The following is a 23476-nucleotide window of genomic DNA, read 5'->3' on the forward strand; positions in this document are numbered from 1 at the left end:
AAAGTTATCTTAGCCTGTTTGGTTTATTAAGTCTTAATAAACCAAACACCTTCTATTTATAGCGTTTTTGTGACTTTGTTTAAGCCAGCCGGCGCGTCTGGGTCAACACCACGACTCACAGCAACATTCGCTACATCAATATAAAATCGCTGTAAAATAGTCAACGGCGCAATACGATTTGGAATAGTATTACTTGTTTGTGAAATGTGAGACACAGTTGCACCACGTTTTTTCACTTCGTTAATTTGTTCGTCATGGCTTTGTTTTGACTCATCATCGATATCTAAGCTGATAATGTCTAACCCGCCCTCAACTAATGTCACTGGACCGTGCAAAAATTCTGCCGATGAAAATGACTCAGCCTGAATACCGCATACTTCTTTTAGTTTTAATGCAACTTCACGCGACAAGGCATAACCAAAACCACGCCCCATAACAACCAAGTGGTCAACATTAGTCAAAGATTCTGGCTTGAGTTGCACTGGTTCATCAACTGTTTTTGCAAGAACAGCAGGTAATTCGTCCACAGCAGCAATTAATGCTGGGTCGTTTTTCCAATGCGCCACTATCTGTAAAAAGGCACTTAAGGTTGCAAGGTAACTTTTGGTTGCTGCAACAGCTTTTTCTTCACCAACATTAAGTGGGACGACAACATCTGCCAACTCTGCCAATGGCGAAGTTTGATCATTAACAAGTGCGATACAAAGTGCACCTTGAGCTTTAGCCAATTCAGCCTGAGATAAAATGTCTGGGCTGCGACCCGATTGCGAAATAACAATTACAGCGCTACCGGCTAAACTAACTGTTGAACCATAAACACTTTTGACCGAAGGGGCTGCGGCCACTACTGGTGTTCCAGTTTCAACTTCAATCAAATATTTACCAAAAACACCTGCGTGATCAGAGGAACCACGACCAACCATGAAAACAAATTTTGGCGCAAGGGCACGTAGCGTTTCACCTAGTTTTTCAACTACAGCTTTGTTTTTCTCTAATTGCTGTTGAATGCGAGCAGGTGCTTCTCTTGCTTCTCGTTCCATAATGGTATTTGTTAACATATTTTTATTCCTACGTTAGGTAAATGTAATGCTGGTTAAAGCGCTTTAATTTGTTGCTGTGCAAAAAATACCGCACCTATTTCCGGTGGCTGTTTTGCCGGAGTTAACTTGGCAACAACATCAGCGTCTAAATATTTTTCTACAAGGGGTGACAACCCCCAATCAATGACAGTTTTACGCCTCTGCCATCCAGTAATTTCTTTGCAAGCTGTGAAAGATATTGAGCCCCGGCTTGCATAATTGCCAACGCATGAGCATCTTTCTGTAGGGCATGTTTAACAACAACAGGCGCTAACTTACCAAAATCGGTTGGGCTATACCCAGAGACAAGTTGAGCAAGATCTACAGCTTTGTTTATTTTATAAATCGATACTATTTCGTCGATAAAATCACTTGTTTTCACCAAACCTTCCATCACTCTTAAGGTCAACTCAATGGACTTAAAATCCTAACCATGCGCCGCTACCAGCGTCGCCAACTGGGAATCCGTGACCCCCAAGTTCAAATAATTCGTTATTTTGAGACACCAATGCACTCGAACCTGTACCTATAATCATTACTGCGCCATCTTCGCCACCGTGAGCGCCGATACAAGCAATATGTAAATCAGTGGTGTAAAAAGTATTTTTAAAAGGAGATGCCCACAGTTTCATTTCATTCATGCAAGCTTCTAAATTGAGGCCAGCAAGTCCGATGCCTGCGATTAGGTTTGATTTATATTCTGCAGGCAAACCGGCTTGAGCCAGTGCTGCATCTGTAGCTTCTACAATATGTTTCTGAGCCTGAGCAACACCACGAAGCGCATTTGCTGGACCAGATATAGCATCACCTATAACACCGTCTTGTTCCGAATAAAGAACAGCTCGACATTTACTTCCGCCGCCGTCGACACCTAAATAAAGCTGTTTGTTATTATATTTATCTTTACTCATCTTCAATCCAACAAATTCTATTTTTGTTAAAAAACGCTCATCCCTGAGCAAACTTCACCACAACATGAAATAACACTTTGCTAGCAATAAAACCCAATATGGAAATTTTATTGCCCGGCCATAAATGACAGCGCTGTCATTTAAGTTATCACAACAATAAATAAGATCAAGAAAGATTCGTGTAATTTTTTATAAAAAACTATATACCATTATAAAATAAGAGATTTATCTACCTAATTAAATAGATGAAAATATGGAAAACTTGGATATTTGAGTCTGAAATGAGTGCAGAAATTAGGTGACAAAACCATTCACAGCTAAGTGCATTAGTCTTTCATTTAAAATAATAAGAAATATCAAACAGTATAAAACTGGAAAGGAGACAATTTTGAACACCATTTTATTCGATTTTTTTGGTTCAAAGCAAAACTAAACACAACCCGACGATACGTATAGAGCGCAAATAAAATAGGCTTTATAGGTAAATGCAGTGCAATAAGTTACTGCATTTACCTAGCTCTAATGTTCTAACGAACGGCTATTGATCGGCCTTTGCGGCTACCATCTAGTGTTGTTGTTCTAACTTCTACTAACCCGCTAACAACGGTAGGACCAGAATATAACTGCCAGTCACTTTGTTCCGTTCTATATTCGACCGGTAAGCCAAAATACATAGTATTTACGAGCAATTGACCATCCTGAATTACAGCACCTATAGCGTTGGCAATCGATAAAAAGTCCAACGCTGTCAGCTTTACTAAGCGTTTTTTTGCCGATGTGGTTTGAAAACCTGATCCAGTCTTTACCCTAGGAAAGTCGCTTATCTTTGGTAAAGTGATTTGTATCAGGTCCGTATATCGCACCTTGATAATTGTAATCAAGTTCCCAATTGGCTTTATGCCATGCTCGTTCCGCAAGTGCATATAGCCGTGGAAATATCATGTAAGACGCCTTAGTTGTCGGTACGTACGGTCTCCGACCACAACTGCCCCTGCATACCATAAAATTTAAATTCTTTGGCCATTGGCTGCTGTTTTATCGTGCCATCATCGTTCAGTTTTTTTGTATCGTCTGCGACATAGGGGTTTTCTTCTCTATCCAACCAATACTCGGCATGAGCGGGTAAGTTTTCTGGCATCATGCTAAACACTTTTCGGGAATTGAGGCGACGCGCAGCCCAGTAATAACCACGTTCATTGGCATCAGCTTCATATGGGAAATCGAAATAAAGAGCATCTGGCGATGACACAACGAGTTGCCATCCACGATTAGCCTGTTCATGCGCCGCACTATGTCCGCCCCAAAATAATGGTGTCCACGCGTTTGATTGCACCACTTCTGGCATTCGCCTTGCGTTGGTATGACCCATACCATCGTTCCAGCCCGCCGCTTCAATATTACGCTTAGCCAACAGTTGAGAGACTCGCTCGACAAAGTAAGCTGCGATATCTTCTGCTTCGGAAATGCCCATCACATTGTTTTTTAATAAGGCTTCACACGCACTTGACTCTACCCAAGCTCCGGCAGTTTCGTCAGCACCAATATGGTATTTAGTTAACGGATTACCTGCTTCAGCGTGCATAATTTGCAGTTCATCAACTACTTTTCCAATAAAGTCATACGACGAATCCATGCACGCATTAAGCGTATTGTCGTTATAAAATTGGATTGACTCATACTGAGTTGTATCTTCTATGTCATGTAACAAATACTGTTTTGCTTGCTCTAACTTGCCCTGTTTAGCAAGGTTTGAATAACGAGCTGCCATTGACTTTATTGCAGCTCGAGAATGGCCTTAAGCATGTCCATTGATGGAATGACTTGAATATGTCGTTTAGCCGCATAAGCCAGTATTTCTTTATAGTCTTCAAAGCTATAATATCCATTCATCTTCGAATCACGATTTGGCCCTACTCCTAATTGAGGCAACAAACAATTTTTCTCCGTTGCTTCATGACAACGAAATGCGCCAACATCGGTAAGCTCCGGTAATCCAGGGATAGCGACTCGCCAACCTTCGTCGTCCGCCAAATGAAAATGAAATTTATTCAATTTATACGCGGCCATCTGATCTAACACCGAAAGAACAAATTCTTTTGATTTAAAGTTTCGAGAAACATCGATATGCATCCCCGGAACGCAAATCTAGGCTCATCTTCAATCACAATAAATGGCACCGTCAGGGAATTTGGGTCGAGTAAACTCGCAATAGATTGCAAGCCGTAGAATGCACCAACTTCTGTAGAAGCAACTATTTCAATTCCACTTCGCGTTGTTGCCAATTGGTATCCCTCTAGAGCTAAACCTGCTGCTTTTGTTAGAACAACTTTAAGTCCGTCTTCGGCTTGCTCAACACCTAAATAAGCCAGTCGCTCAATTGCCGCTTCGATACCACTGAGTTCAATTCCATTAACCTCGATCGCAATGCCACGTGTGAGATCGAGGTTACCTGCCATACGCGGGGCTTTAATAGATTTAGGGGTTGGTAAAATTGAATACGTCACATCAACGTTTTCATAAAACTGGTTATTTTCTTGAAACAGCCATTCAGCAGTCGCAGGTGACGTATTATCGGCTGGTGTACGCTTAAAATGTTTATCGTCCAAACTTAAAGGCACAACGTGGGGCAGTATTTCCAATCCAGTTTCCACATCAATTTTAGGAACCGTACTCTCGATGAGAAAGGCATTATCCGTGCTATCAACCAAATAGTAATTCGGCATACGGTCCGTTTGAGATAATGCCCAAAAGCCAGCTTGAAACGGAATAACGTAAACTTCACCAGCTTTAAAGCCAGAAAACTTTTCGGTTGGGACTAGTTTGTGGAGATCACCGTTAATATGAACAATGTCAAACAACTCGCTGGAGTCTTGTTGGACAGGTGACATATTACTGAATTTAATTTGCCAGTTACGTTCAATAAACGATTCCGGAGAGGTCAATACAAGCTCGGCTTGATAACATAGGCCATCTACTTTGGTTTTGTCACACTCATCTGTAGAACGATTTGTAATGACTCGAGTTTTCACATCCAAAATTGCAGCAAACTTTTTTGCACTAATGGGCTCAGAACCAACTGATGCTCCGGACGAAGCCGACATTGAATTAGAATCACAGCCAGACGCACCTGCTAAGGTTGCTATTAAAATAATCGCAGAATGTAAAACGTTTTTCATCATAAATACCCAGTAAAAGTCGTTCAGCTTTGCGAAACACTGACCCTGAATTCGCAAAATGTCGCAGCTAACGCTGCAAATATCATCGCATTAAAATTGAACATACCAAATATAGACAACGCTGTCATTAATATTTATTTAGCTAATATCAAATTCATAATAAATTGTTTAAATTCAGTCACAAACACATAACACCAAGCAAGAGAGAGAACAAAACCATCAAAAACTGGTTGATATTTTGTCAAACAAGCGTAATTTATGAACCACCAATGACAACGCTGTCTATTATCACAACGCATTCTCAGATTGATGGATAAGTTAGTAAAGAAAGTCAAGCTACGGCTTTTATATTAACTCCGCGTTGTATACCTGAGGCGATTAGCGTCTCTGAATAAATACATTTTGGGTATAGTAGTATGAAAAACAAATATAGCCTTAAGCTAATAACCACGTTAATTCTCGCTTATGTTATTACAGCATGTACCAACAGTGATGATCCTAAAGTCATCCAGGAAGTTGAACTGACTGCTGAACGTGACGGCCATTCTGTTGCTAGATTATGGAATGAAGTCGTGCTCGATGCCATTCGCAACGATTATGCCCGCCCAACGGTTCATGCCAGAAACCTATTTCACATTTCATCAGCGATGTATGACAGTTGGACCGCATACAGAAAAACTGAGACACCACTGCTTTTTGGCCAATCACTCAATGGCTATAACTGCAATAAAACCGATTTTGATGTGCCAGTCGATACCTTACCGGCTCAAGAAAAAACCATAAGTTACGCCACATTTAGCCTGTTGAAGCATCGTTTTGCGACGTCCCCTAGTGCTGGTTTTACTCTACATCAAGCTGAGGAACTTATGGTTGAGCTCGGTTTTGATTCAACATTTACATCCATCGATTATCAAAATGCCACAGACCCAGCGGCTGCGCTTGGTAATTACATTGCAAATTGCTATATCGAGTTTGGTTTAACTGACGGCTCTAACGAACAAAATGACTACGCAAACACTGTCTACAAACCAGTCAATGCCGACATAAAATTAAATTACGAACTCGCTGGTAACCCGGACATTACAGACTTAAATCGTTGGCAACGAATTGCATTGGAGAATTTTATCGACCAATCGGGGAATTTAGTCACCGACATTCCAGATTTTTAGGCGCTGAATGGGGCAAGTCGTGCCATTTTCATTATCTGAAAATGACAAACAAGTTTTTCAACGTGATGGTTTTGATTACCAAGTATTTCATGACCTGAGTGTACCGCCATTAATTGATAACGAATTATCCGACGAGTACAAATGGGGCTTTGCTCTAGTTGCGATTTGGTCAGGACATTTAGATCAAAGTGATGATGTTATGTGGGATATTTCTCCGCGTAGCTTAGGGAACATAAACTCATTTCCAGAAAATTTTGAAGACTTTGACCAATTTTACTCATTGGTTGATGGAGGTGACGCAAGTCAGGGTTATTCCATTAACCCAGCAACTGGCAAGGAATATGAAGAACAACTTGTACCAAGAGGCGATTACGCACGAGTATTGGCAGAGTTTTGGGCGGACGGGCCAAAATCTGAAACGCCACCTGGGCATTGGTTTGTCATTCTAAACTCAGTCAGTGACCATCCACTTATGGAAAAGCGCTGGGCTGGAGAAGGCGACATTTTGGGTAATTTGGAGTGGGATATAAAGACCTACTTTGCAATGGGTGGAACCATGCACGACGCTGCTGTTACTGCTTGGGGTGTAAAAGGCTGGTATGACTATATTCGTCCAGTGTCAGCAATTAGAGCAATGGCCGACTTAGGCCAAAGTACCGACCCTTTGCTACCTTCTTATCACAAAAATGGACTACCTTTAGTACCTAATCACATTGAATTGGTAAATGCTGGTGATCCACTTGCAGGCGACAACAACGAACACATTGGTAAAATCAAATTGTATGCATGGCGCGGACCGGCTTATATTGAATCGCCGGCAACCGATCAAGCTGGTGCGCAATGGATATTGGCGGAACACTGGTGGTCATATCAACGTCCATCATTTGTTACACCACCGTTTGCCGGTTATGTGTCTGGCCATTCAACATTTTCCAGAGCAGCAGCAGAGTTAATGACCTTAGTCACGGGAAGTGAATATTTCCCGGGCGGGATGAGCGAATTCAAAATTAAGGCCAATGACTTTTTAGTGTTTGAACAAGGCCCGAGTGTAGACATGACTCTTCAATGGGCAACTTATCAAGATGCATCGGATCAGTGCAGTTTATCTCGCATTTGGGGTGGAATTCATCCACCAGCAGATGATTTACCTTACCGTAGAATGGGTATGAAAATTGGTCCTGAGGCATTCAATAAAGTGCAATCGATGTTTAACGGAAACTAAATGATGAAAAACCAGTTACTGTTTAGTCCTATAATCATTTTTACAATACTTGCCTTATCTGGCTGTGGTGGAAGTGATTCTTCATCTACAAATAACAAGCCAGTTGTTGAAGAAGACAAACAACAAACTGTTGTACTTTCCTTTTCAGATGCCACATCAACGACGGGGATTTCACTATTTCATGCTAATCGATTTGGTTCTAATCCAACGATGCCCTCAATGTTTGCTGCAGGGGTCGCAACGGAAGACTATGATAATGACGGCGACTTAGATTTTTACTTAATTGCCGGTGAATCAGGCACCAACAAACTTTATCAAAATCAAGGCAATGGCAGTTTTATCGATGTGGCTGAAACCGCAGGTGTCGCCATTGAAGGTGTCAAAGGCAGTGGCCCCGTGTTTGCTGATTTTGACGGTGACGGCTTGCTCGACCTATTTATCGGTTCAGTTGATTACGACCCGATATTTGTATTTCAAAACATCGGCAATGGTCAGTTTAAAGATGTTACGACTGAAACCGGATTGGTATTAACCGCAGCCAACACAGTTTCAGTGACAGTGGGCGATATCGATTTTGACGGTGATTTAGACTTATTTATGAGTCACTGGGGCCACGATATCGATGACGGTGACAGTCTAGAGTTAATTTGGCGTAACGACTCTAATGTCGGCGACATTAAGTTTGTTGATATTAGTAATTCTATGGGACTTAACGACGCCTATTTTAACCAATTTGATACTGAGTCTAATCCTGATGGCGAAGAAGATTCTTCATTTGTGCCAAGTTTGTCCGACATCGACAATGACGGTGATTTTGACCTACTACTGGTCTCAGATTACGGCTTAACCAAACTGTTTCGCAATGACAACGGCACATTTAATCAAATTATTAGTGACGCGTTAATCGACCAGTTTGGAATGGGTTCAGCTATTGCCGATATCGATAATGACGGCGACATGGACTGGTATGTCACGAGTATTGCTGAACGGGAATACGACGGCGAGGACAAAAACCCAACTGCAGGTTACCGCGGCAATACCTTATATTTAAACGACGGTACAGGTAACTTTGCCAATGCGTCGGCAAGTAGAAAAGTTGCTGACGGCGGCTGGGGTTGGGGTGCGTGTATTGCTGACTTTAATAACGATGGTTTTCCCGATATTTATCATGTAAATGGTTGGGGTCAAAATGGACAGTTATTTTCAATGTTTCAACAAGATGAATCACGACTGTTTATCAATAATGGTGATAATACGTTTAGCGATATCGCAGCAGTTTCTGGTGTTAATGACACAAATCAAGGGCGAGGATTAAGCTGTAACGACATGGATAACGACGGAGATATCGACATTGTCATATCCAATAATCAAGGCCCGGCAAAGTACTACAAAAATGAACTGACCACAGGTCATAGTTACCTTAAAATTAGATTAAAGGGTAAAAACCCTAATACCGCAGCGATTGGTGCTCGGGTTCAAGTAACTACGACTGACAACCTAGTTCAAACTAAAGAAGTCAGACTGGACAATAATTTTGTGTCACAAAACGCCAACGAACTGCACTTTGGTTTTGGTCAATACAATGGCCAAGTTATTATCGACGTTACTTGGCCTGACGGCTCTATAACCCAGCAAAAAGGCGTTAACCTCGGACAAGTTCTTGTTATAACTAATCAGTAATCTAGGTGCTACGTAATAGGTAATAGGTAATAGGTAATAGGTAATAGGTAATAGGTAATAGGTAATAGGTAATAGGCACTAGAATCTGGATGGTAGGGGCTTAAGCCCCTAACTGAAAAACGTCATTAGATTAATGACATTTTATGTGGCCACTTGTCGCCATATATGGATTGTAAATACTGGTTGTGTTGCGGAAAAACATCTGCCACTAATTGCTCACAATAACCACGGGATTTTTTATAGTCCAATACGGGTTTCGCTGCAGGCGCAACTTGCTCTAATTTAGTTGTAAATCGACCCACCCCCATAAGTAAAACATACCAAGATGGTCTTAGATAAACGAGACCATCATCTAACTCGTTTAAAACTGACTCGAAGTCACCATTGTCATCCCACACCTTCAACAGTCGTTCTAATCGCTTGGATTTCAATGCATTACGGCAATCTGCCCAGTACGCAGAGTCGTCACGACTATTTGTTACGTAGTGAGTCACAATGTAATCTCGAATACCTTCCATCATTTTATTAACATTGCTGTTAAAGCTCTCTTGCGCGGCTAACTGACAGCGTTGTTTGTTAGGGAGTTATGTTCACTATGCACATAATGTTCGATAAAATTATCTATGGTGTATTGCACTAACATCAGTGCAGTAGCCTCAAGCGGTTCGATAAAACCTTGAGACAATCCCACTGCCAGACAATTGCCTTTCCAATGATGTTCTATTCGGCCAATTTTCATTTTTAGGCGGCGAGCTTTTATCTCGGGTTTATCTTCAATGCCTAAGTGTGCTCGAAGTTCTTGTTCTGCATCGTCGTCTGAAATGTATTTGGAGCTATAAACATAACCGTTACCATAACGATTGGTCAACGGTATTTGCCACGCCCAACCACATGTCAGCGCGCTTGAGCGAGTCTGGGGTGTGATAGGCTCATCGAGGTTCAAATCTGTCGCTATGGCAATTGCAGAGTCATTAAACAGGTTGTCTTCATAGGATATAAAAGGTTCTGCCAATGCCTGTTGCATTAATAAACTTCGGAATCCTGTGCAGTCGACATAGACCTCAGCAGTATGACTTCCCGCATTAGACTGAACAGAATTGATATTCAAATTATCATCAACAATGACGTTTTCAATATCGGCTACGATATGTGTTAACCCAAGACCAATGGCGCGTTTTTTTAGATATTCGCCCAATAATCCAGAGTCAAAATGGTAACCATAATCAATATTTAGGTCGGGGTATTTATTAGAGATTGGCGCAGAACAATCACGTGCCATTTGGGCTGTGACAAAATAATGATCTGGGTGGGCATTCGCCTCAACACCTGATTTTTGTAATTTGGCGTTATGAAAAAATGGTTCGCCAGACTCAATGTCCAGCTCTGAAAAAATGGATGAAAATATTGTTCATGCCCTTTGCGTGTGGACCAGTTTGGAAAACTTATTCCAACCTTATAAGTCGCATTACATTGAGGCATCCAATCACTGTCTTTAATGCCAAGTTGGGCGAAAAAGTGTTTTAAATAAGGTGTCGAACCCTCGCCAACGCCAATGATCCCGACATTATCTGATTCTATTAAGGTTATATGTGTTTTTGGCCAACGATGCTGAAACATATTTGCCGCCATCCAGCCCGCCGTGCCACCGCCACAAATTAAAATAGATTTAGGATCCAAGGTACTACCTCATAAAAATGAAAAGGCCAATCAAGTGATTGGCCTTTAATGCTATGTTGGAGTTGGTATTAATTCAAATTAAAATTTGAAGTTTGCACCAACGTAGAAGCGACGACCATTTTGGCTTTCAGTCGATACAACTTTTGTACCTGTGTACTGATAGCCAGCCACATCACCGTCATTAATTAAGTAGTTGTTAAATGACTCATCCGTCAAATTAACCACTTCAAATTTAACTGTGATGTTTTCTGAAACGTCATAGCTGATTTGCGCATCCATTTGACTAGTTGCGTCACGGAATGTTGGACCAAATTCAGTTTGCGTTGTGAAATACTCACTACGGTAGTTGTAGTTCAAACGTGCGCTATATGTATCCGTTTCGTAGAACACACCTAAGTTATATGCATTTTCAGAAACGTCTGGGAACTGAACGCTACCATCAACCATAGTTACGTTACCATCACCGTCGACTTCAGCAGATGTATATTTACCTTCCGATGCGTCAACAAACGTATAGTTAGCAAAACCACCAAACCCATTATCGAAAATATGTTGGACTTGTAGTTCAAAACCTGAATAACTAGAGCTGTCACCGTTATCTGGGCTATTCAATTGGTTGTATTGAACACCGTTGATTTCTTTTTGGATGACATTGTTGAATTGGAAGTCAGTAATATCTTTATAGAAATACGTTGCAGCCAACAACGATGATTCAGTGAAGTAATATTCCATACCTAAGTCATACGACGTCGCTTTAGTCGGTTTTAAATCTGGGTTACCAGCATCACCACGACCTGTTTCAGGCGTTAAGTTAAATGCAGGTGCCATAGAGAAAGGCGAAGGTCGAGATATTGTTTTAGATGCCGCAGCACGTAACAATAAATCGTCAGACAAAGTATAAGTAACATTAACACTTGGTAATAAGTTGCTGTAACTGTTATCTATGGCAACAGCTGTTGCTGACGCGTCATAACCGTTTGAAGTCGCATCAGTGCTAACATAACGAACACCGAAGTTACCACGGAAATTATCACCTTCAAAGTTTGCCATGGCGTACAATGAAGTGATTGTTTCTTCAATGTTAAACGAAGCTAACGGTTGGAATTGATCGCGATTCAAACATGTTGTACCTGCATCAACTAACGCAGATGTACAAGCAGGTTGAGCATACAAAGCGTCAAACATTTTAGAGCGGTCTGGATCAAAATACGTCTGGCTTTGTAACGAGTTACCCGCATGTTCAATGTTAAGTAGGTCTCCTGACCAAAAATCAGACACAGGGCCTAAACTACCTGCACCCCAACCAGCAAGGTTAGACAAGTTGTCTTGATGACGCTCTTGTTCAAAACTACGGTCTTTAATTTTACCGCCAAATTTAACTTGATTGATTAGACCTAATTCTAGATCCATCGTTACGTCAACTTGTGCGTAATTTTCTGAGTCGGTAACTTCATTGTACTGGTTGAAAATACCACCCAAGTACATTTGGTCTGTTGGGTTAGACATCCAAGGGTTTGCCCGTTCGAAGTCAATCGCAGGACCATGTGATGAAGGATTTGGATTATCAAAGATAATACCAGCGCGAGAATCTAGTGGATCTGCCCAGAATTCAGTAAAGAAGTCATAAATATCGCCTTTACCCGTTGTTGTACCGGCTTGGAAATGCACTTGACCAAAATCAGCTTCGTAGTTCACTTCAAAATCAAGTACCTGAGTACCCATTTTTGAACCATCACGATAGATATTATCGTAAGCTAAGAACTGAGGAACCCATCCGCCTTGAGCCGGGTCGCCGTAATATTCAAGATGCGTTAAATAACCACCAGATGTTGTACCTTCGCGAGCATAATCATCACCTACAGCGATACCACGGAAAGGAATACCAATCATATTTGAGTTTACGTTTGACGCTTCCATTTCAGAAAATAAGTAATGAACACTTACATCAAGTTGATCGGAAAGCATCCATTGAGCCGTCATATCAAAGTTTACACGTTCGCGGTCTTGTTTAAATACCGCAGAACCTACACCCCAAGGAGTTGAGCCTTGTTCTTGTGGCGTGTCGTTTTTAGGTGGTGTAACCGCGATTCTCGCAATACTAGGGGCCAAACCAACCAAAATCAGACTCTTGAGAATGACGTTCTACTGTTCTGTTTTGTATTGCCGCTGAAACGTTAATACCAAATGTTTCGTCTTCATTTAACCAAGCGGTTACGATTGAAGCACTTGGATCCCATTCGTCAGGAAGTTCAGAGTACTGCATATCGACAGAACCAGCGATTGTGCCTGACTCCATTTCTAATGGTTTGCGAGTATTAACGATTACCGTACCACCAAGCGCACCTTCTTCGATATCGGCTTGTGGCGATTTGTAAACTTCAAGGCCACCAACCATTTCTGATGCTAACATTTCAAAGTTGAAGTTACGGCCAGTATTGTTTAGTACAAACCACTGAGCAGTACCAACACCTTGACCATTCAATAATGTTACGTTTTGGTTAGGGGTAAAACCACGAATTGTTACGCCTTCGCCTTCACCAAAGTCACGGCTAACAGTTACACTAGAATTCGAGATAACGTATCTGCAACGTTTTTATCAGGGAATTTACCGATATCTTCCGGTGTGATTGTATCTACAATTGCCATTGCAAAACGTTTTTGATTTAAGTTTTTCTTAGTACTGGCACGAATACCACGTATTTGAATAACTTCAACATCGTCGTCAGCTTTTACTTGTTCATCAGCTTCTGCGGCTGTAACTGCTGTAGCAGTAAGTGAACTAGCGATTGCCAACGCTAATGCGGATAGTTTAAGACGAGAATTTTTCATAATGGCTCCCAAGCTCATCAATATTGTTGTTGTTTTTTAGTACACTAACTTTTATTTAAAATGACAGCGTTGTCATTAAACTAATACAAGATTATTTAAAAGGCAATCGTATTTACAAAAAATAGTTCATTTTTTACCACAAAAAACCACATCTGTTTGTATTTATTAGCATTTAAGTTTTATAAAATATTTACACTTTCAATCAAAAACCAAATAAATGAACAATAAAACATCAAAATTGGCTATCGTTGTCAGACTCCACTGTGCTAGTCTTAGCTTGCAATCAGAGGAATCACTTAATGAAAATAACTATTAGCGAAGTTGCAGAAAAAGCAAGCGTGTCAATCAAGACTGTTTCGCGTGTCATTAATAACGAACAAGGTGTCCGTCAGGCCACTAAAGACAAAGTACAAGCAGCAATGGCAGAGTTAAACTACCGTCCGAGTCAAGCGGCCCGTAGCTTAGCTAGCACTCAATCGTTTGAGATAGGCTTTATATACGACAACCCTAATGCGTATTACATAATCGATATGCAAAATGGTATTTTGGATGTTTGTCGTGAACAAAACTTTGAATTGCTGATCCACCCCTGTGACGCCCACGCACCTAATATAATTCAAGAGATTTTACGCTTAGTAGCACGCTCAAACCTTGATGGTTTGGTATTGACGCCTCCTCTTTCTGAAAATCAAAAGCTAATTTTCGAACTTCAAAAAAAGGCGTGAAGTTTGTTCGAGTCATTTCAGGGAAAGGCTCATTAGAGCAAGCAAACCAATGCGTTTATGTTAATGACCGAGCGGCAAGTTTATCTATCACTGAGTACTTAATTGATTTAGGACATAACGATATTGCGTTTATTTGTGGTGACCCTGAACATAAGTCGAGTCATGAACGTTTAGAAGGTTATCAACAAGCTTTAAAACAACGTGGGATCTCGGTCAAACCGAATTTTATTGTCGACGGTGAATACTCATTCGAATCAGGTGTAAATGGAGCTAAACAACTGCTCACGTTGAAAAAATGCCAACCGCCATCTTCGCAAGTAACGATGAAATCGCAGCAGGTGCATTATTTGCGTGTCGATTAGAAGGTATCGATATTCCGAACCAAATTTCTATTGTTGGATTCGAAAACAGTCCATTCTCTAGACAAACTTGGCCTAAGCTAACAACAGCAGAGCAGCCGACATCCTTGATTGCAAAATCCGCAACTGAATTGTTACTTAAGCAGATCCGAAACCAAGTTATTGAAGATGTTATTGAGTTTAATCCAACTTTACTGGTTAGAGATTCAACAACGGCGTTTAGTCCTAAATAGCATCGCATAAAAAAGGCGTCTGATAGACGCCTTTTTTAACATTAAAACTCCCGCTACGCCTTATTCCATAATGACTGGGAACAAAGACAATATCAGTAACGTCGCCATCGAGTAATTAAACACTTTCAATTTGACAGCGCTAGTCAAAAATTGTTGAAGTCGGTCTCCAACAACGACCCAAACCGTAATCGACGGCAAATTAATGGCCGCAAAAATTAATGACACCCAGATTACAGATATTAAGTCTCGTTCGGGCGCATAAACACTAATTGCACTTAACGCCATGGTCCAGGCTTTTGGATTAACCCATTGGAATAAGACAGCTTGCATAAAGGTCATTGGCTTAACACTACCACTTTCTCTCGCGACAGCATTACCAGAACGCGCGATTTTTACAGCAAGATAAGACAAATAGACAATACAAAACCATTTTAGAACAACATAGCTTTGCGGCACCATGTCAAACAGTTGAATTACACCAATCCCCACTAAAAACACCATCAAAGTAAAACCACTGGCGACACCTATCATATGTGGTAACGTTCTGCGCCAGCCAAAGTTCACTCCTGAACTTAATAACATTAAGTTGTTGGGACCTATGGGGTGATTGACGAAACAAACGCAAAAAGTGCCAACGTCATTAACGTTTCCATTTGAGCTCCATTTTAAATTAGGACGTTTTTCACTTGCTCAGCATCGTTCTGTTCAAGTGATTCTGAATTAGTAGTTTACTGCGCTTCCAATCGAATTAAATTGCGTTTATTGTTTGTATAAAAGACAAATTGCAATTAATCATGAAATTAGACCGATACAACCAACAAATATTGCGCGAGTTAAAATACGACGGCCGGATCGCCAATATTCAACTTGCAGAAAAAGTGGGTTTATCTCCTTCCGCCTGTTTACGTCGAGTTCAGGAGTTGGAGCAGTCCGGCGTTATTCAGTCATATCGAGCTGTGTTAAATAATCAGCGTTTAGGGATTGGCTTTGTAGCCTATGTCACCGTTGGATTAAAGACTCACACTAAAGACGCACAACAAGCCTTTGAACAGGCAATATCAGGCTCTACCGAAGTATTAGAGTGCCATAATGTCACTGGGGCTTTTGAATATTTACTGAGAGTCGAAACTCTAGATTTAGTGAGTTATAAGACGTTTCACACTGACGTACTTGGGGATTTGCCACAGGTCGCAACAATAAGTACACATGTGGTAATGGACTCTCCTAAAGATGAAAGACAATAACTGATTTAAGAGTAATTCGGAGTCAAAACGTCATTTTTCAGTGACACGACATTCACTATTCTAACCAGTTTAAGCCCTGATATAATTACGTTTTACTCGTCGAGTGATACCGCAAAACAAGGTATAGCTAATAGTAGACGCACAGATGGCAATTTCTTCTGCTGGTAATCCCTCTCCCCACAAGACGACAGAATCACCAATATTTACATTGGTTAACTCACTTATATCGACAGTAATCATGTCCATGGAAACGCGACCAACTAAAGGCGCTTTTTGGTCATTGATTAACACTGGTGTGCCATTTTGAGCATGTCGTGGATAACCATCTCCATATCCAACGGCCACCACGGCTATCGTGCTATCTTTATCTGCAGTCCAACCACAACCATATCCAACGGTATGTCCCTTTGGAATAGCATTAATCGCAATGATATTAGCCTTGAATGTCATTACAGGGCGAAGGTCAAAATCTTGAGATTGACTGCCTTCAATAGGCGATGAGCCGTAAAGCGCAATACCGGGACGAACCCAGTCTTTAATTTTATCAGGACGAGACAAGATCAATGCTGAATTTGCGACTGACTGCTGTCCTTCAAGTCCTGAACAGGTTTGTTCAAACTCGCTGAGCTGCATCTCGTTTAGTGGATTCTCTAAGTCGTCAGCGCAGGCAAAGTGCGTCATTGAGATAATATCGACACAATGTTGGCACTGTTCTAATTGTTGAAAAGCGGTCTTAAATTGTGTTGGACTAAATCCAAGTCGATGCATACCAGTGTCTAATTTTAACCAAACGGTTATCCGCTTTGATGTTTTTAAACTTAAAAATTGTTCTAGCTGCACTGGAGTATGGATAGCGACTTGTACCCCACTTTGCAACGCCCATTGATATTCGTCTAGATCAAAACACCCTTCAACCAACACTACAGGTTTATTTATTTGGGCATCAACCAACTCTTTTGCTTCGCTCGCCCGCGCAACACCAAATGCATTCGCTGCGGCTAAACTTTGGGCAACCGGCACAATGCCATGACCATAACCGTCAGCTTTTACCATAGCTAGTACGTTAGCGTGTTTTACCCGCTTTTTGATCTGCGTTAAATTGTGGTTTAGCGCAGACAAGTTAATGTCTGCTGTTGGCTGATACATGATTTAGTCGTCTATGAAAGCATTGCCAGCATAATTATCGAATCGAGAATAATGCAGTTGAGTTGTTAACCTAATTCGGCCAATTGGACCATTACGGTGTTTACCAATAATAATCTCTGCCGTACCTTTGTCCGCTGAGTCTTCGTGATAAACTTCATCACGATAAATAAACATGATTAAGTCAGCGTCTTGCTCTATTGAGCCAGATTCACGTAAGTCTGAGTTGATTGGGCGTTTGTCTGCTCGTTGCTCCAATCCACGGTTAAGCTGTGCTAGGGCAATAACCGGAATGTTCAATTCTTTTGCTAAAGCTTTTAATGACGCAGAAATATCGGCAATTTCCAAGGTTCGATTATCTTTAAATTCAGGGGATCGCATCAGCTGAAGGTAATCTATCATTATCATGGATAGACCACCGTGTTCCCGGGCGATACGACGCGCTCTAGAGCGAACCTCGGTAGGCGTTAACCCCGATGAATCATCAATATAAAGCTTACCTTTTTCCTGCATAATACCAAGTGTACTAGCCAATCGAGCCCAATCGTCATCGTCTAAGTTACCGGTACGAACTTTAGTTTGATCGATTCGACCTAGCGACGCCAGCATTCTCATCATTATTGAGTCAGACGGCATCTCTAAGCTAAATACAAGTGCTGGGTAATCTGAGGTAAGTGCTGCCGTTTCAACTAAATTCATAGCAAACGTGGTTTTACCCATTGAAGGTCGTGCGGCCACGATAATCAGATCAGATGGTTGAAAACCGCTGGTCATTTTATCGAGATCGGTGAAGCCACTTGTTAAGCCCGTGATACCGTCGTTGTCGGTACGCATAAGTTCTTCAATCTTATCAACGGTAGAAGTTAATATTGATTGTAGGTCTTTAGGTCCGTCATTTTTATTTTCACGCTGCTCGGCGATTTTGAAAACCCGGGATTCAGCAAAGTCCAATAGTTCTTCACTGCTCCGCCCTTCGGGGTTATAACACGCGTCGGCCATTTCATTGGCTGTGCCGATAAGTTCACGGACAACCGCTCTTTCTCGAACAATTGCAGCATAAGCTACAATGTTTGCTGCACTCGGTGTATTTTTGGCAATTTCCCTAAATAAGAAAAGCCACCAACGCCTTCAAGTTTTTTATCTTTTTCTAAAGCTTCAGATACCGTGATTAAGTCAATAGGATGATTCTGGATCATCAACATGGCCATCGCAGCAAAAATATCTCTATGTTGCTTTAAATAGAAATCACCTTTTACGACTTTTTCTGCGACTCTATCCCACGCATTATTGTCCAGCATCAAACCACCTAAAACCGATTGTTCGGCCTCAATAGAATGCGGTGGGACTTTTAACGAGTCCACTTGAGCTTGTTGTTCTCTGGTCGGTTTATAAGACGATTTCGCCATTTAATACTCTGCTGGTTGAGACATTACGAGGGGTAATTTAGGCATACTATTCTAGGGATTTAGACGCTTGATAGCAACTTATGTTAGTGATTTAAGATCAAAAATGGGGCGAATTACTTCGCCCCTAATGGGACAACTTCAAACGTGTAACTTGCTCTATTTTCCGATGCGAATGTCGCCGTTTACAGTATTAATTTCAACTTCAGCTTTACCACTACCTAGTGTAAAACGGAGTGACTCTCCCGGACCATATTTGTCTTTTCTTACTTTATCTCCGCTTAAGTTATTTTCAATATCACCGCCAGAGTGGGCTTCAATTCTAAATTCTGCAGAAATATCGCCACCAAATTTAAGGTCAGTATCGCCACCGACTGAAGTGATAAATAACGTTTTGATGTTAGAAAGATCAGCTCGCAAATTGATGTCACCGTTCACAGTACTTATCTCAATTTCTTTGATGGACTTTAAGTCCAAGTCCATATCACCATTAACATTGGTGATTTTTAGCTCGTTAACTTTACTGTTGGTATTAATATCGCCGTTCACGGTTTCAATTTCCAAGTCACCTTCGCTACCAGAATCGTCAATTTCACCATTAACCGAATTTAAATTAATATTGCCCTTTAATCCTTCCGATTTGATATCGCCATTGACTGTGCCTAATGCAATTCGGCCTTCTAATTTTGAAGCATCAATATAACCGTTCACTGTGTTTATCCGAGCGCCGCCTAATACATTTGCCACTTTAACATCAACAGTGACACCTTCAAATTTAACGCCGTTTTTAACGGGTATCCAAAACACCAATTTTGAGCCTTCTTCTTTCCAGTTGTTCCATTTTTGGCTGGGCATATGAACCTTAAAAACAACTCGTCCATTTTCATTGTTTTCAAACTGATAACCCTCTGCGTCCTTATCGAGCTCACCAACAACTTTAACTTCGTTCTTATCCCACGTTTTAATTGTCACTTTACCTGATTGCACATCAATTAAGACTTTCCCGTTTTCAGTCGTCGTTAATACCTTGTCTACTTTTTCACCCGCGGCAACCTGACCGATAGACAAAACAAGCAGCGCGGTTATGACTAATAAGTTTTTCATAAATATACCTTGTTAACGTTTCATTAAATTTGTGTAAATTTGGATTGATGCGACTTACTGATCAATGCCAATTGTTGTTGATGGATCTGGGTTAACATTTTCATCAACACTGCGTCTTCTGGTTGATGAATAAGGGCTTTTTCAAGGCCTTTTCCGCCAACTCCAATTCGGTAAGTGATGAACGCCAGTTTGGCGAGACCACATTGGTATTACTGACCCGTTGCAACAGTTGCTGTTTTTGCAATTCAAAACTGGCCGAAACCGGTGTTAACCAACTCGGTTCTTCAATTTGTTGATCGATACCTTTCGGCAATCCTAACCAAAGCCCAGTGACTAGCGCCACTGGAGCAAACATAGCCGCAACTTTAAGCCACGGAGTTGATTTAATTGTCGAGCCACTTAGTTCACTTGGTGTTTGCTGTGGCACATTTGTAATGGCTTGCTCAATACCAGCCCACAAATCTCGTTTTGGTGCCAATTCTGGTTCCAAATCGCTGATTAGGTCATCAAATTGTTTGTCTTTAGATGTCATCATTAATGCCCTCCCTCGTTTGTGATTGTTCGTCTTCTGCCAATAGTTGATTCTGCAGCAATTGTTTGGCTCTGTGATATTGCGCTTTACTGCTACCAACAGCGATTCCTAGCTCTCTGCTAATTTCTTCGTGTCGCCAGCCTTCAATAGCGAACAGCACAAATACCACTCGAGCTTGTTCTGGCAGGCTAGCAATATGTTTATCTAGACCACTGCGGCTCAGATCATAATCCGAATAATCGTCAGATATTTCCTGAGCACCGAGGGCCTGTTGGTTTTGTTCGTCTGAACCAAACCAGCTGCGCCACCACGGCTTTTGTTTTCGCATATGAGAAATAGCAACATTACTGGTCACCGACTGTAGCCATGTTGAGAATTTGCTATCGCCACGAAAGTTGTGAATTTTCTGCCAAACCTGCACGTAAACTTCCTGAGTAATATCTTCTGCAATCTCACGGTCACCTGACAATCGTAAACTTAAGGCGTAGGTTCGATTTATGTATTTATCGTAAAGTTGTTTAAGTGCATTTTGGTTGCCTTGTTTAAGCAAAACGACAAGCTGTGCATCATCGTCGACACGATTGACATCAACCTGTTGAAATTGCTGAGGCGAAATTACGTTTCCAACCAAAATATTCTTCTTTTATTGTTGAACTACTGTGTTGTTATTTACTTAGTATCAGGGGAATAGAAAAAGGTTTAAAGGAGAATTATTTATTTTGTCAAAAAGCCCGTAATAGCGAGCTAGTTTCGGTAAACCAAAAGATTGAAAAGCGCTGCTTATCGTTAACAAAAAGGCGCTTTCGCTCCTTTGTGTTAATCGTCTGTTGCCATGGATTTGAGAAGTGATTCGTAGGCGACTCTAATTTGTGGATCGTTTGGATTCGATAACATATGTACGTATACAATTTCACCTTCACCATTAATAAATATTGTCGTTGGCGTACCCATAACGCTAAATTGCTTAGCCACCGCATCACCTTCAATTAGTACCGGCAAGGTTAAGCCTCGACTTTTCATTTCTTTAACAGGCTTTGCTCTTGGATTTTCCCAAAAACTCACTGCATAAGTTGGAATACCTTTGTCCACATACCCCTTAGAAATGACATCTAAACCTGATTGCAATTTTTTACAATAAGGACACCAAGTGGCCCAAAAATGCAAGACATAAGGTTTACCCTTTAAGTCCTCAGAATCAACCTCTAAACCTTGACCATTCGATAAAGACCATGGCGAGGCTAGGTCTGGTAAAATAATCGGATTACCGTCTTCGTCAAGCTCGGGTTCATCAGCGTAAAGTGAAAAACAACAAATAAGCAGTAGAGTTGTGAGAATAATATGTTTCATTTGGGCTGACATTTCCTAATACAACGCGTTGTTGATATAGACCTCTAAAACGGCCCATATGTTACAAATACATGATGAAAAAGTATTGGAGTATTAATTCGTGATTATACAAATAAATACGATTACTATTTAGCTAACCAAGGTTTCTTATTAAGCGTTATGCTAATGTTCGTTGGCGTACGGCTTCAAACAAAATGACACCCGTTGCAACTGAAACATTTAAACTTGAGACAGAACCTGCCATCGGTATTTTAACTAAGTCGTCACAATTTTCTCGTGTAAGTCGACGCATTCCGGTACCCTCAGCCCCCATAACTAAAGCCAACGGGCCAGTCATAGATTTTTGAAAAACGTCTTGCTCAGCTTCACCCGCAGTACCAACAATCCAAACACCTTCATTTTGTAAAGACTTTAAACTACGAGCTAGATTTGTAACGACAAATAATGGCATAACTTCAGCTGCGCCACATGCAACTTTACGCGCTGTACCTGTCAATTTCGCCGACCTATCTTTAGGAACAATAACGCCATGAACACCCGCGGCATCAGCGGTACGGAGAACAGCACCCAAATTATGTGGGTCAGTTACCCCGTCAAGAATTAACAATAATGGAGCAATGTTTTGTTGGTTCAATCTGGCTAATAGATCTGACAGATCGGCTTCGTCTTTTTGTTTAGCTGCTTTAACACGAGCAATAATACCTTGATGCTGTTCGCCGTCACTTTTATCGTCTAATACTTTACGCGACATATATTGAACAGATACACCAAGGGAATGAGCTTGGCTAATCAGTGGTGCCATACGGTCATCTTTACGATCTTTTAACGCATATACTTCAATTAGGCGCTCTGGCTCATTGGCCATTATGGCGCTAATGGAATGGATGCCGTAGGCGATTTCTGAACTCATATCTTACTTCTCTTATTGACTTTTTTAGCTTTTTTGGCGGCAATTCGCTTAGCTGCACGCGTTTTAGGTTTACTCGTGCTGGCTTTTTCTTAGCGTGTTTTTTCTTTGTTGCTTTTGGTTTTGTTGTTGGTTTTTTATTTTGACCAACTGCGCCGTCCGCAGAATTTTTTCCCTTAGATGTCCCTTCTTTTTGGGCCACTTCAGATTGTATATCGCTAAGGCACGTCACCACGTTTCAAACGTTCTCTAATTGAACCACTGCGTCTAGGTTTAGACGGTTCTTTGCGGTCTTTGTCACTACTGCCTTTGCCCGTTGGGCGAGTATTTTTAGCCTGCGGTTTACGTGATTTTCCTGCCAACCTGTCACGCGATGAGCCCCGTGGCAAATCAGCCAACTCAAAATCAATCTGTCTTCCATCTAAGTCTACCGAACGAACTCGTACGTCTAACTCATCACCGAGTTTGAATACCTGACGTGTTCGTTCACCCACTAAAACATGGCGTCCTTGGTCATAATTAAAGTAGTCGTTTCCTAATCCAGTGATGTGAACTAGGCCTTCAATATGCAATTCTTTAAGTCTGACAAACACGCCAAATGAGGTGACAGAAGCAATAATGCCTTCATATTCGCGGTCAATGTGGTCCTGCATAAATTCACATTTCAACCAAGACTCTACGTCTCGTGTTGCTTCATCAGCACGACGTTCGGTCTTTGAACACTGTTCACCTAAAT

Annotated in this window: 25 protein-coding genes and 3 pseudogenes; 5 read left to right on the top strand and 23 right to left on the bottom strand. The window is 41.2% G+C overall.

Annotation, left to right across the window (positions count from 1 at the left end):
* Positions 1-56 precede the first annotated feature (56 nt).
* The 8 genes from nagB-II to PN838_RS13110 form a co-directional block, all read right to left on the bottom strand.
* Positions 57-1058, bottom strand: a complete 1002-nt coding sequence (nagB-II, locus tag PN838_RS13075; protein ID WP_272180952.1) for a glucosamine-6-phosphate deaminase NagB-II — start codon at positions 1056-1058, stop codon at positions 57-59.
* Positions 1059-1197: 139 nt separating this feature from the next.
* Complete coding sequence (locus PN838_RS13080) at positions 1198-1476, bottom strand: hypothetical protein (RefSeq protein ID WP_272180953.1); 279 nt, start codon at positions 1474-1476, stop codon at positions 1198-1200.
* A 22-nt stretch (positions 1477-1498) separates the two neighbouring features.
* Complete coding sequence (locus tag PN838_RS13085; RefSeq protein ID WP_272180954.1) at positions 1499-1990, bottom strand: glucosamine kinase nucleotide-binding domain-containing protein; 492 nt, start codon at positions 1988-1990, stop codon at positions 1499-1501.
* Between the two features lie 527 nt (positions 1991-2517).
* The gene (locus tag PN838_RS13090; protein ID WP_272180955.1) at positions 2518-2733 is read right to left on the bottom strand and encodes a chitobiase/beta-hexosaminidase C-terminal domain-containing protein; all 216 of its coding nucleotides are present in this window, start codon (positions 2731-2733) and stop codon (positions 2518-2520) included.
* A 64-nt stretch (positions 2734-2797) separates the two neighbouring features.
* Positions 2798-2932, bottom strand: a complete 135-nt coding sequence (locus PN838_RS13095; RefSeq protein WP_272180956.1) for a hypothetical protein — start codon at positions 2930-2932, stop codon at positions 2798-2800.
* Between the two features lie 10 nt (positions 2933-2942).
* Positions 2943-3758 carry a family 20 glycosylhydrolase gene (locus PN838_RS13100; RefSeq protein ID WP_272180957.1) on the bottom strand — a complete coding sequence of 272 codons (816 nt, stop codon included), beginning with the start codon at positions 3756-3758 and terminating at the stop codon, positions 2943-2945.
* Positions 3759-3763: 5 nt separating this feature from the next.
* On the bottom strand, positions 3764-4120 hold the full coding sequence (locus PN838_RS13105; RefSeq protein WP_272180958.1) for a family 20 glycosylhydrolase: 357 nt from the start codon (positions 4118-4120) through the stop codon (positions 3764-3766).
* Entirely contained in the window at positions 4063-5169 is a 1107-nt protein-coding gene (locus PN838_RS13110) for a carbohydate-binding domain-containing protein (RefSeq protein ID WP_272180959.1), read from the bottom strand. The genes PN838_RS13105 and PN838_RS13110 overlap by 58 nt, the downstream gene beginning before the upstream one ends.
* A 413-nt stretch (positions 5170-5582) precedes the next feature.
* On the opposite strand from PN838_RS13110, the gene PN838_RS13115 reads away from it, so the two are divergent.
* Genes PN838_RS13115 through PN838_RS13125 form a run of 3 tightly spaced genes read left to right on the top strand, consistent with a single transcriptional unit; the run spans position 5583 to position 9237 of the window.
* Positions 5583-6335, top strand: a complete 753-nt coding sequence (locus tag PN838_RS13115) for a DUF6851 domain-containing protein (RefSeq protein WP_272180960.1) — start codon at positions 5583-5585, stop codon at positions 6333-6335.
* A 7-nt stretch (positions 6336-6342) separates the two neighbouring features.
* Positions 6343-7557, top strand: coding sequence for a vanadium-dependent haloperoxidase (locus PN838_RS13120; RefSeq protein ID WP_272180961.1), 1215 nt, complete (start codon positions 6343-6345; stop codon positions 7555-7557).
* On the top strand, positions 7558-9237 hold the full coding sequence (locus tag PN838_RS13125; RefSeq protein WP_272180962.1) for a CRTAC1 family protein: 1680 nt from the start codon (positions 7558-7560) through the stop codon (positions 9235-9237).
* Between the two features lie 125 nt (positions 9238-9362).
* On the opposite strand, the gene PN838_RS13130 is transcribed toward PN838_RS13125, so the two are convergent.
* The 6 genes and pseudogenes from PN838_RS13130 to PN838_RS13155 all read right to left on the bottom strand — a co-directional run bounded on the left by PN838_RS13130 (position 9363) and on the right by PN838_RS13155 (position 13743).
* Complete coding sequence (locus tag PN838_RS13130) at positions 9363-9758, bottom strand: tryptophan 7-halogenase (RefSeq protein WP_272180963.1); 396 nt, start codon at positions 9756-9758, stop codon at positions 9363-9365.
* 35 nt (positions 9759-9793) lie between these two features.
* Entirely contained in the window at positions 9794-10642 is an 849-nt protein-coding gene (locus PN838_RS13135; protein ID WP_334313512.1) for a tryptophan 7-halogenase, read from the bottom strand.
* Positions 10603-10914: pseudogene (locus PN838_RS13140) on the bottom strand (tryptophan 7-halogenase); the annotation flags it as partial. The gene PN838_RS13135 and the pseudogene PN838_RS13140, both read right to left, overlap by 40 nt.
* Before the next feature lie 78 nt (positions 10915-10992).
* Positions 10993-13032 carry a TonB-dependent receptor gene (locus PN838_RS13145; protein WP_272180964.1) on the bottom strand — a complete coding sequence of 680 codons (2040 nt, stop codon included), beginning with the start codon at positions 13030-13032 and terminating at the stop codon, positions 10993-10995.
* Positions 13013-13489 carry a TonB-dependent receptor plug domain-containing protein gene (locus PN838_RS13150; RefSeq protein ID WP_334313513.1) on the bottom strand — a complete coding sequence of 159 codons (477 nt, stop codon included), beginning with the start codon at positions 13487-13489 and terminating at the stop codon, positions 13013-13015. The genes PN838_RS13145 and PN838_RS13150 overlap by 20 nt, the downstream gene beginning before the upstream one ends.
* Entirely contained in the window at positions 13471-13743 is a 273-nt protein-coding gene (locus PN838_RS13155; protein ID WP_272180965.1) for a hypothetical protein, read from the bottom strand. Before PN838_RS13155 ends, PN838_RS13150 begins: the two co-directional genes overlap by 19 nt.
* A gap of 299 nt (positions 13744-14042) precedes the next feature.
* Between PN838_RS13155 and PN838_RS13160 the strand changes: the two are divergent.
* Positions 14043-15060 (top strand): annotated as a pseudogene (locus PN838_RS13160) (LacI family DNA-binding transcriptional regulator).
* A gap of 60 nt (positions 15061-15120) precedes the next feature.
* Here PN838_RS13160 and PN838_RS13165 read toward each other — a convergent pair.
* Entirely contained in the window at positions 15121-15642 is a 522-nt protein-coding gene (locus PN838_RS13165; RefSeq protein WP_272180966.1) for a LysE family translocator, read from the bottom strand.
* 212 nt (positions 15643-15854) lie between these two features.
* Here PN838_RS13165 and PN838_RS13170 point away from each other — a divergent pair, with 212 nt between their 5' ends.
* Positions 15855-16304 carry an Lrp/AsnC family transcriptional regulator gene (locus PN838_RS13170; RefSeq protein WP_272180967.1) on the top strand — a complete coding sequence of 150 codons (450 nt, stop codon included), beginning with the start codon at positions 15855-15857 and terminating at the stop codon, positions 16302-16304.
* Between the two features lie 69 nt (positions 16305-16373).
* Here the strand turns inward: PN838_RS13170 and alr are convergent, their stop codons facing one another.
* The 8 genes and pseudogenes from alr to PN838_RS13210 all read right to left on the bottom strand — a co-directional run bounded on the left by alr (position 16374) and on the right by PN838_RS13210 (position 23393).
* Complete coding sequence (gene alr / locus PN838_RS13175) at positions 16374-17450, bottom strand: alanine racemase (protein WP_272180968.1); 1077 nt, start codon at positions 17448-17450, stop codon at positions 16374-16376.
* A 3-nt stretch (positions 17451-17453) separates the two neighbouring features.
* Positions 17454-18853 (bottom strand): annotated as a pseudogene (dnaB, locus tag PN838_RS13180) (replicative DNA helicase).
* A 156-nt stretch (positions 18854-19009) separates the two neighbouring features.
* A complete protein-coding gene (locus PN838_RS13185) occupies positions 19010-19954 on the bottom strand; it encodes a DUF4097 family beta strand repeat-containing protein (protein WP_215963265.1) in 945 nt (314 codons plus the stop codon).
* Positions 19955-20057: 103 nt separating this feature from the next.
* A complete protein-coding gene (locus PN838_RS13190; protein WP_272180969.1) occupies positions 20058-20489 on the bottom strand; it encodes a hypothetical protein in 432 nt (143 codons plus the stop codon).
* Positions 20476-21117 carry an RNA polymerase sigma factor gene (locus PN838_RS13195; protein ID WP_272180970.1) on the bottom strand — a complete coding sequence of 214 codons (642 nt, stop codon included), beginning with the start codon at positions 21115-21117 and terminating at the stop codon, positions 20476-20478. Before PN838_RS13195 ends, PN838_RS13190 begins: the two co-directional genes overlap by 14 nt.
* 185 nt (positions 21118-21302) lie before the next feature.
* On the bottom strand, positions 21303-21833 hold the full coding sequence (locus PN838_RS13200; RefSeq protein ID WP_272180971.1) for a TlpA disulfide reductase family protein: 531 nt from the start codon (positions 21831-21833) through the stop codon (positions 21303-21305).
* A gap of 157 nt (positions 21834-21990) precedes the next feature.
* On the bottom strand, positions 21991-22743 hold the full coding sequence (gene rlmB / locus PN838_RS13205; RefSeq protein ID WP_215963262.1) for a 23S rRNA (guanosine(2251)-2'-O)-methyltransferase RlmB: 753 nt from the start codon (positions 22741-22743) through the stop codon (positions 21991-21993).
* 215 nt (positions 22744-22958) lie between these two features.
* Positions 22959-23393 (bottom strand): S1 RNA-binding domain-containing protein, encoded by a 435-nt coding sequence (locus PN838_RS13210; protein ID WP_272182590.1) that lies wholly within the window; start codon positions 23391-23393, stop codon positions 22959-22961.
* Positions 23394-23476: the final 83 nt, after the last annotated feature.

The organism is Psychrosphaera algicola (assembly GCF_028401425.1).
GTDB classification, from domain to species: domain Bacteria; phylum Pseudomonadota; class Gammaproteobacteria; order Enterobacterales; family Alteromonadaceae; genus Psychrosphaera; species Psychrosphaera algicola.

Coding starts and splice junctions, on each gene's coding strand:
- PN838_RS13170 (WP_272180967.1), top strand. CDS start 15,855: ATGAAATTAGACCGATACAACCAACAAATATTGCGCGAGTTAAAATAC.
- PN838_RS13095 (WP_272180956.1), bottom strand. CDS start 2,932: ATGATATTTCCACGGCTATATGCACTTGCGGAACGAGCATGGCATAAA.
- PN838_RS13110 (WP_272180959.1), bottom strand. CDS start 5,169: ATGATGAAAAACGTTTTACATTCTGCGATTATTTTAATAGCAACCTTA.
- PN838_RS13185 (WP_215963265.1), bottom strand. CDS start 19,954: ATGAAAAACTTATTAGTCATAACCGCGCTGCTTGTTTTGTCTATCGGT.
- PN838_RS13105 (WP_272180958.1), bottom strand. CDS start 4,120: ATGCATATCGATGTTTCTCGAAACTTTAAATCAAAAGAATTTGTTCTT.
- PN838_RS13210 (WP_272182590.1), bottom strand. CDS start 23,393: ATGCAGGACCACATTGACCGCGAATATGAAGGCATTATTGCTTCTGTC.
- PN838_RS13165 (WP_272180966.1), bottom strand. CDS start 15,642: ATGTTATTAAGTTCAGGAGTGAACTTTGGCTGGCGCAGAACGTTACCA.
- PN838_RS13155 (WP_272180965.1), bottom strand. CDS start 13,743: ATGAAAAATTCTCGTCTTAAACTATCCGCATTAGCGTTGGCAATCGCT.
- PN838_RS13200 (WP_272180971.1), bottom strand. CDS start 21,833: ATGAAACATATTATTCTCACAACTCTACTGCTTATTTGTTGTTTTTCA.
- nagB-II (WP_272180952.1), bottom strand. CDS start 1,058: ATGTTAACAAATACCATTATGGAACGAGAAGCAAGAGAAGCACCTGCT.
- PN838_RS13085 (WP_272180954.1), bottom strand. CDS start 1,990: ATGAGTAAAGATAAATATAATAACAAACAGCTTTATTTAGGTGTCGAC.
- PN838_RS13120 (WP_272180961.1), top strand. CDS start 6,343: ATGGGGCAAGTCGTGCCATTTTCATTATCTGAAAATGACAAACAAGTT.
- PN838_RS13100 (WP_272180957.1), bottom strand. CDS start 3,758: ATGGCAGCTCGTTATTCAAACCTTGCTAAACAGGGCAAGTTAGAGCAA.
- rlmB (WP_215963262.1), bottom strand. CDS start 22,743: ATGAGTTCAGAAATCGCCTACGGCATCCATTCCATTAGCGCCATAATG.
- PN838_RS13190 (WP_272180969.1), bottom strand. CDS start 20,489: ATGATGACATCTAAAGACAAACAATTTGATGACCTAATCAGCGATTTG.
- PN838_RS13115 (WP_272180960.1), top strand. CDS start 5,583: ATGAAAAACAAATATAGCCTTAAGCTAATAACCACGTTAATTCTCGCT.
- PN838_RS13130 (WP_272180963.1), bottom strand. CDS start 9,758: ATGATGGAAGGTATTCGAGATTACATTGTGACTCACTACGTAACAAAT.
- alr (WP_272180968.1), bottom strand. CDS start 17,450: ATGTATCAGCCAACAGCAGACATTAACTTGTCTGCGCTAAACCACAAT.
- PN838_RS13125 (WP_272180962.1), top strand. CDS start 7,558: ATGATGAAAAACCAGTTACTGTTTAGTCCTATAATCATTTTTACAATA.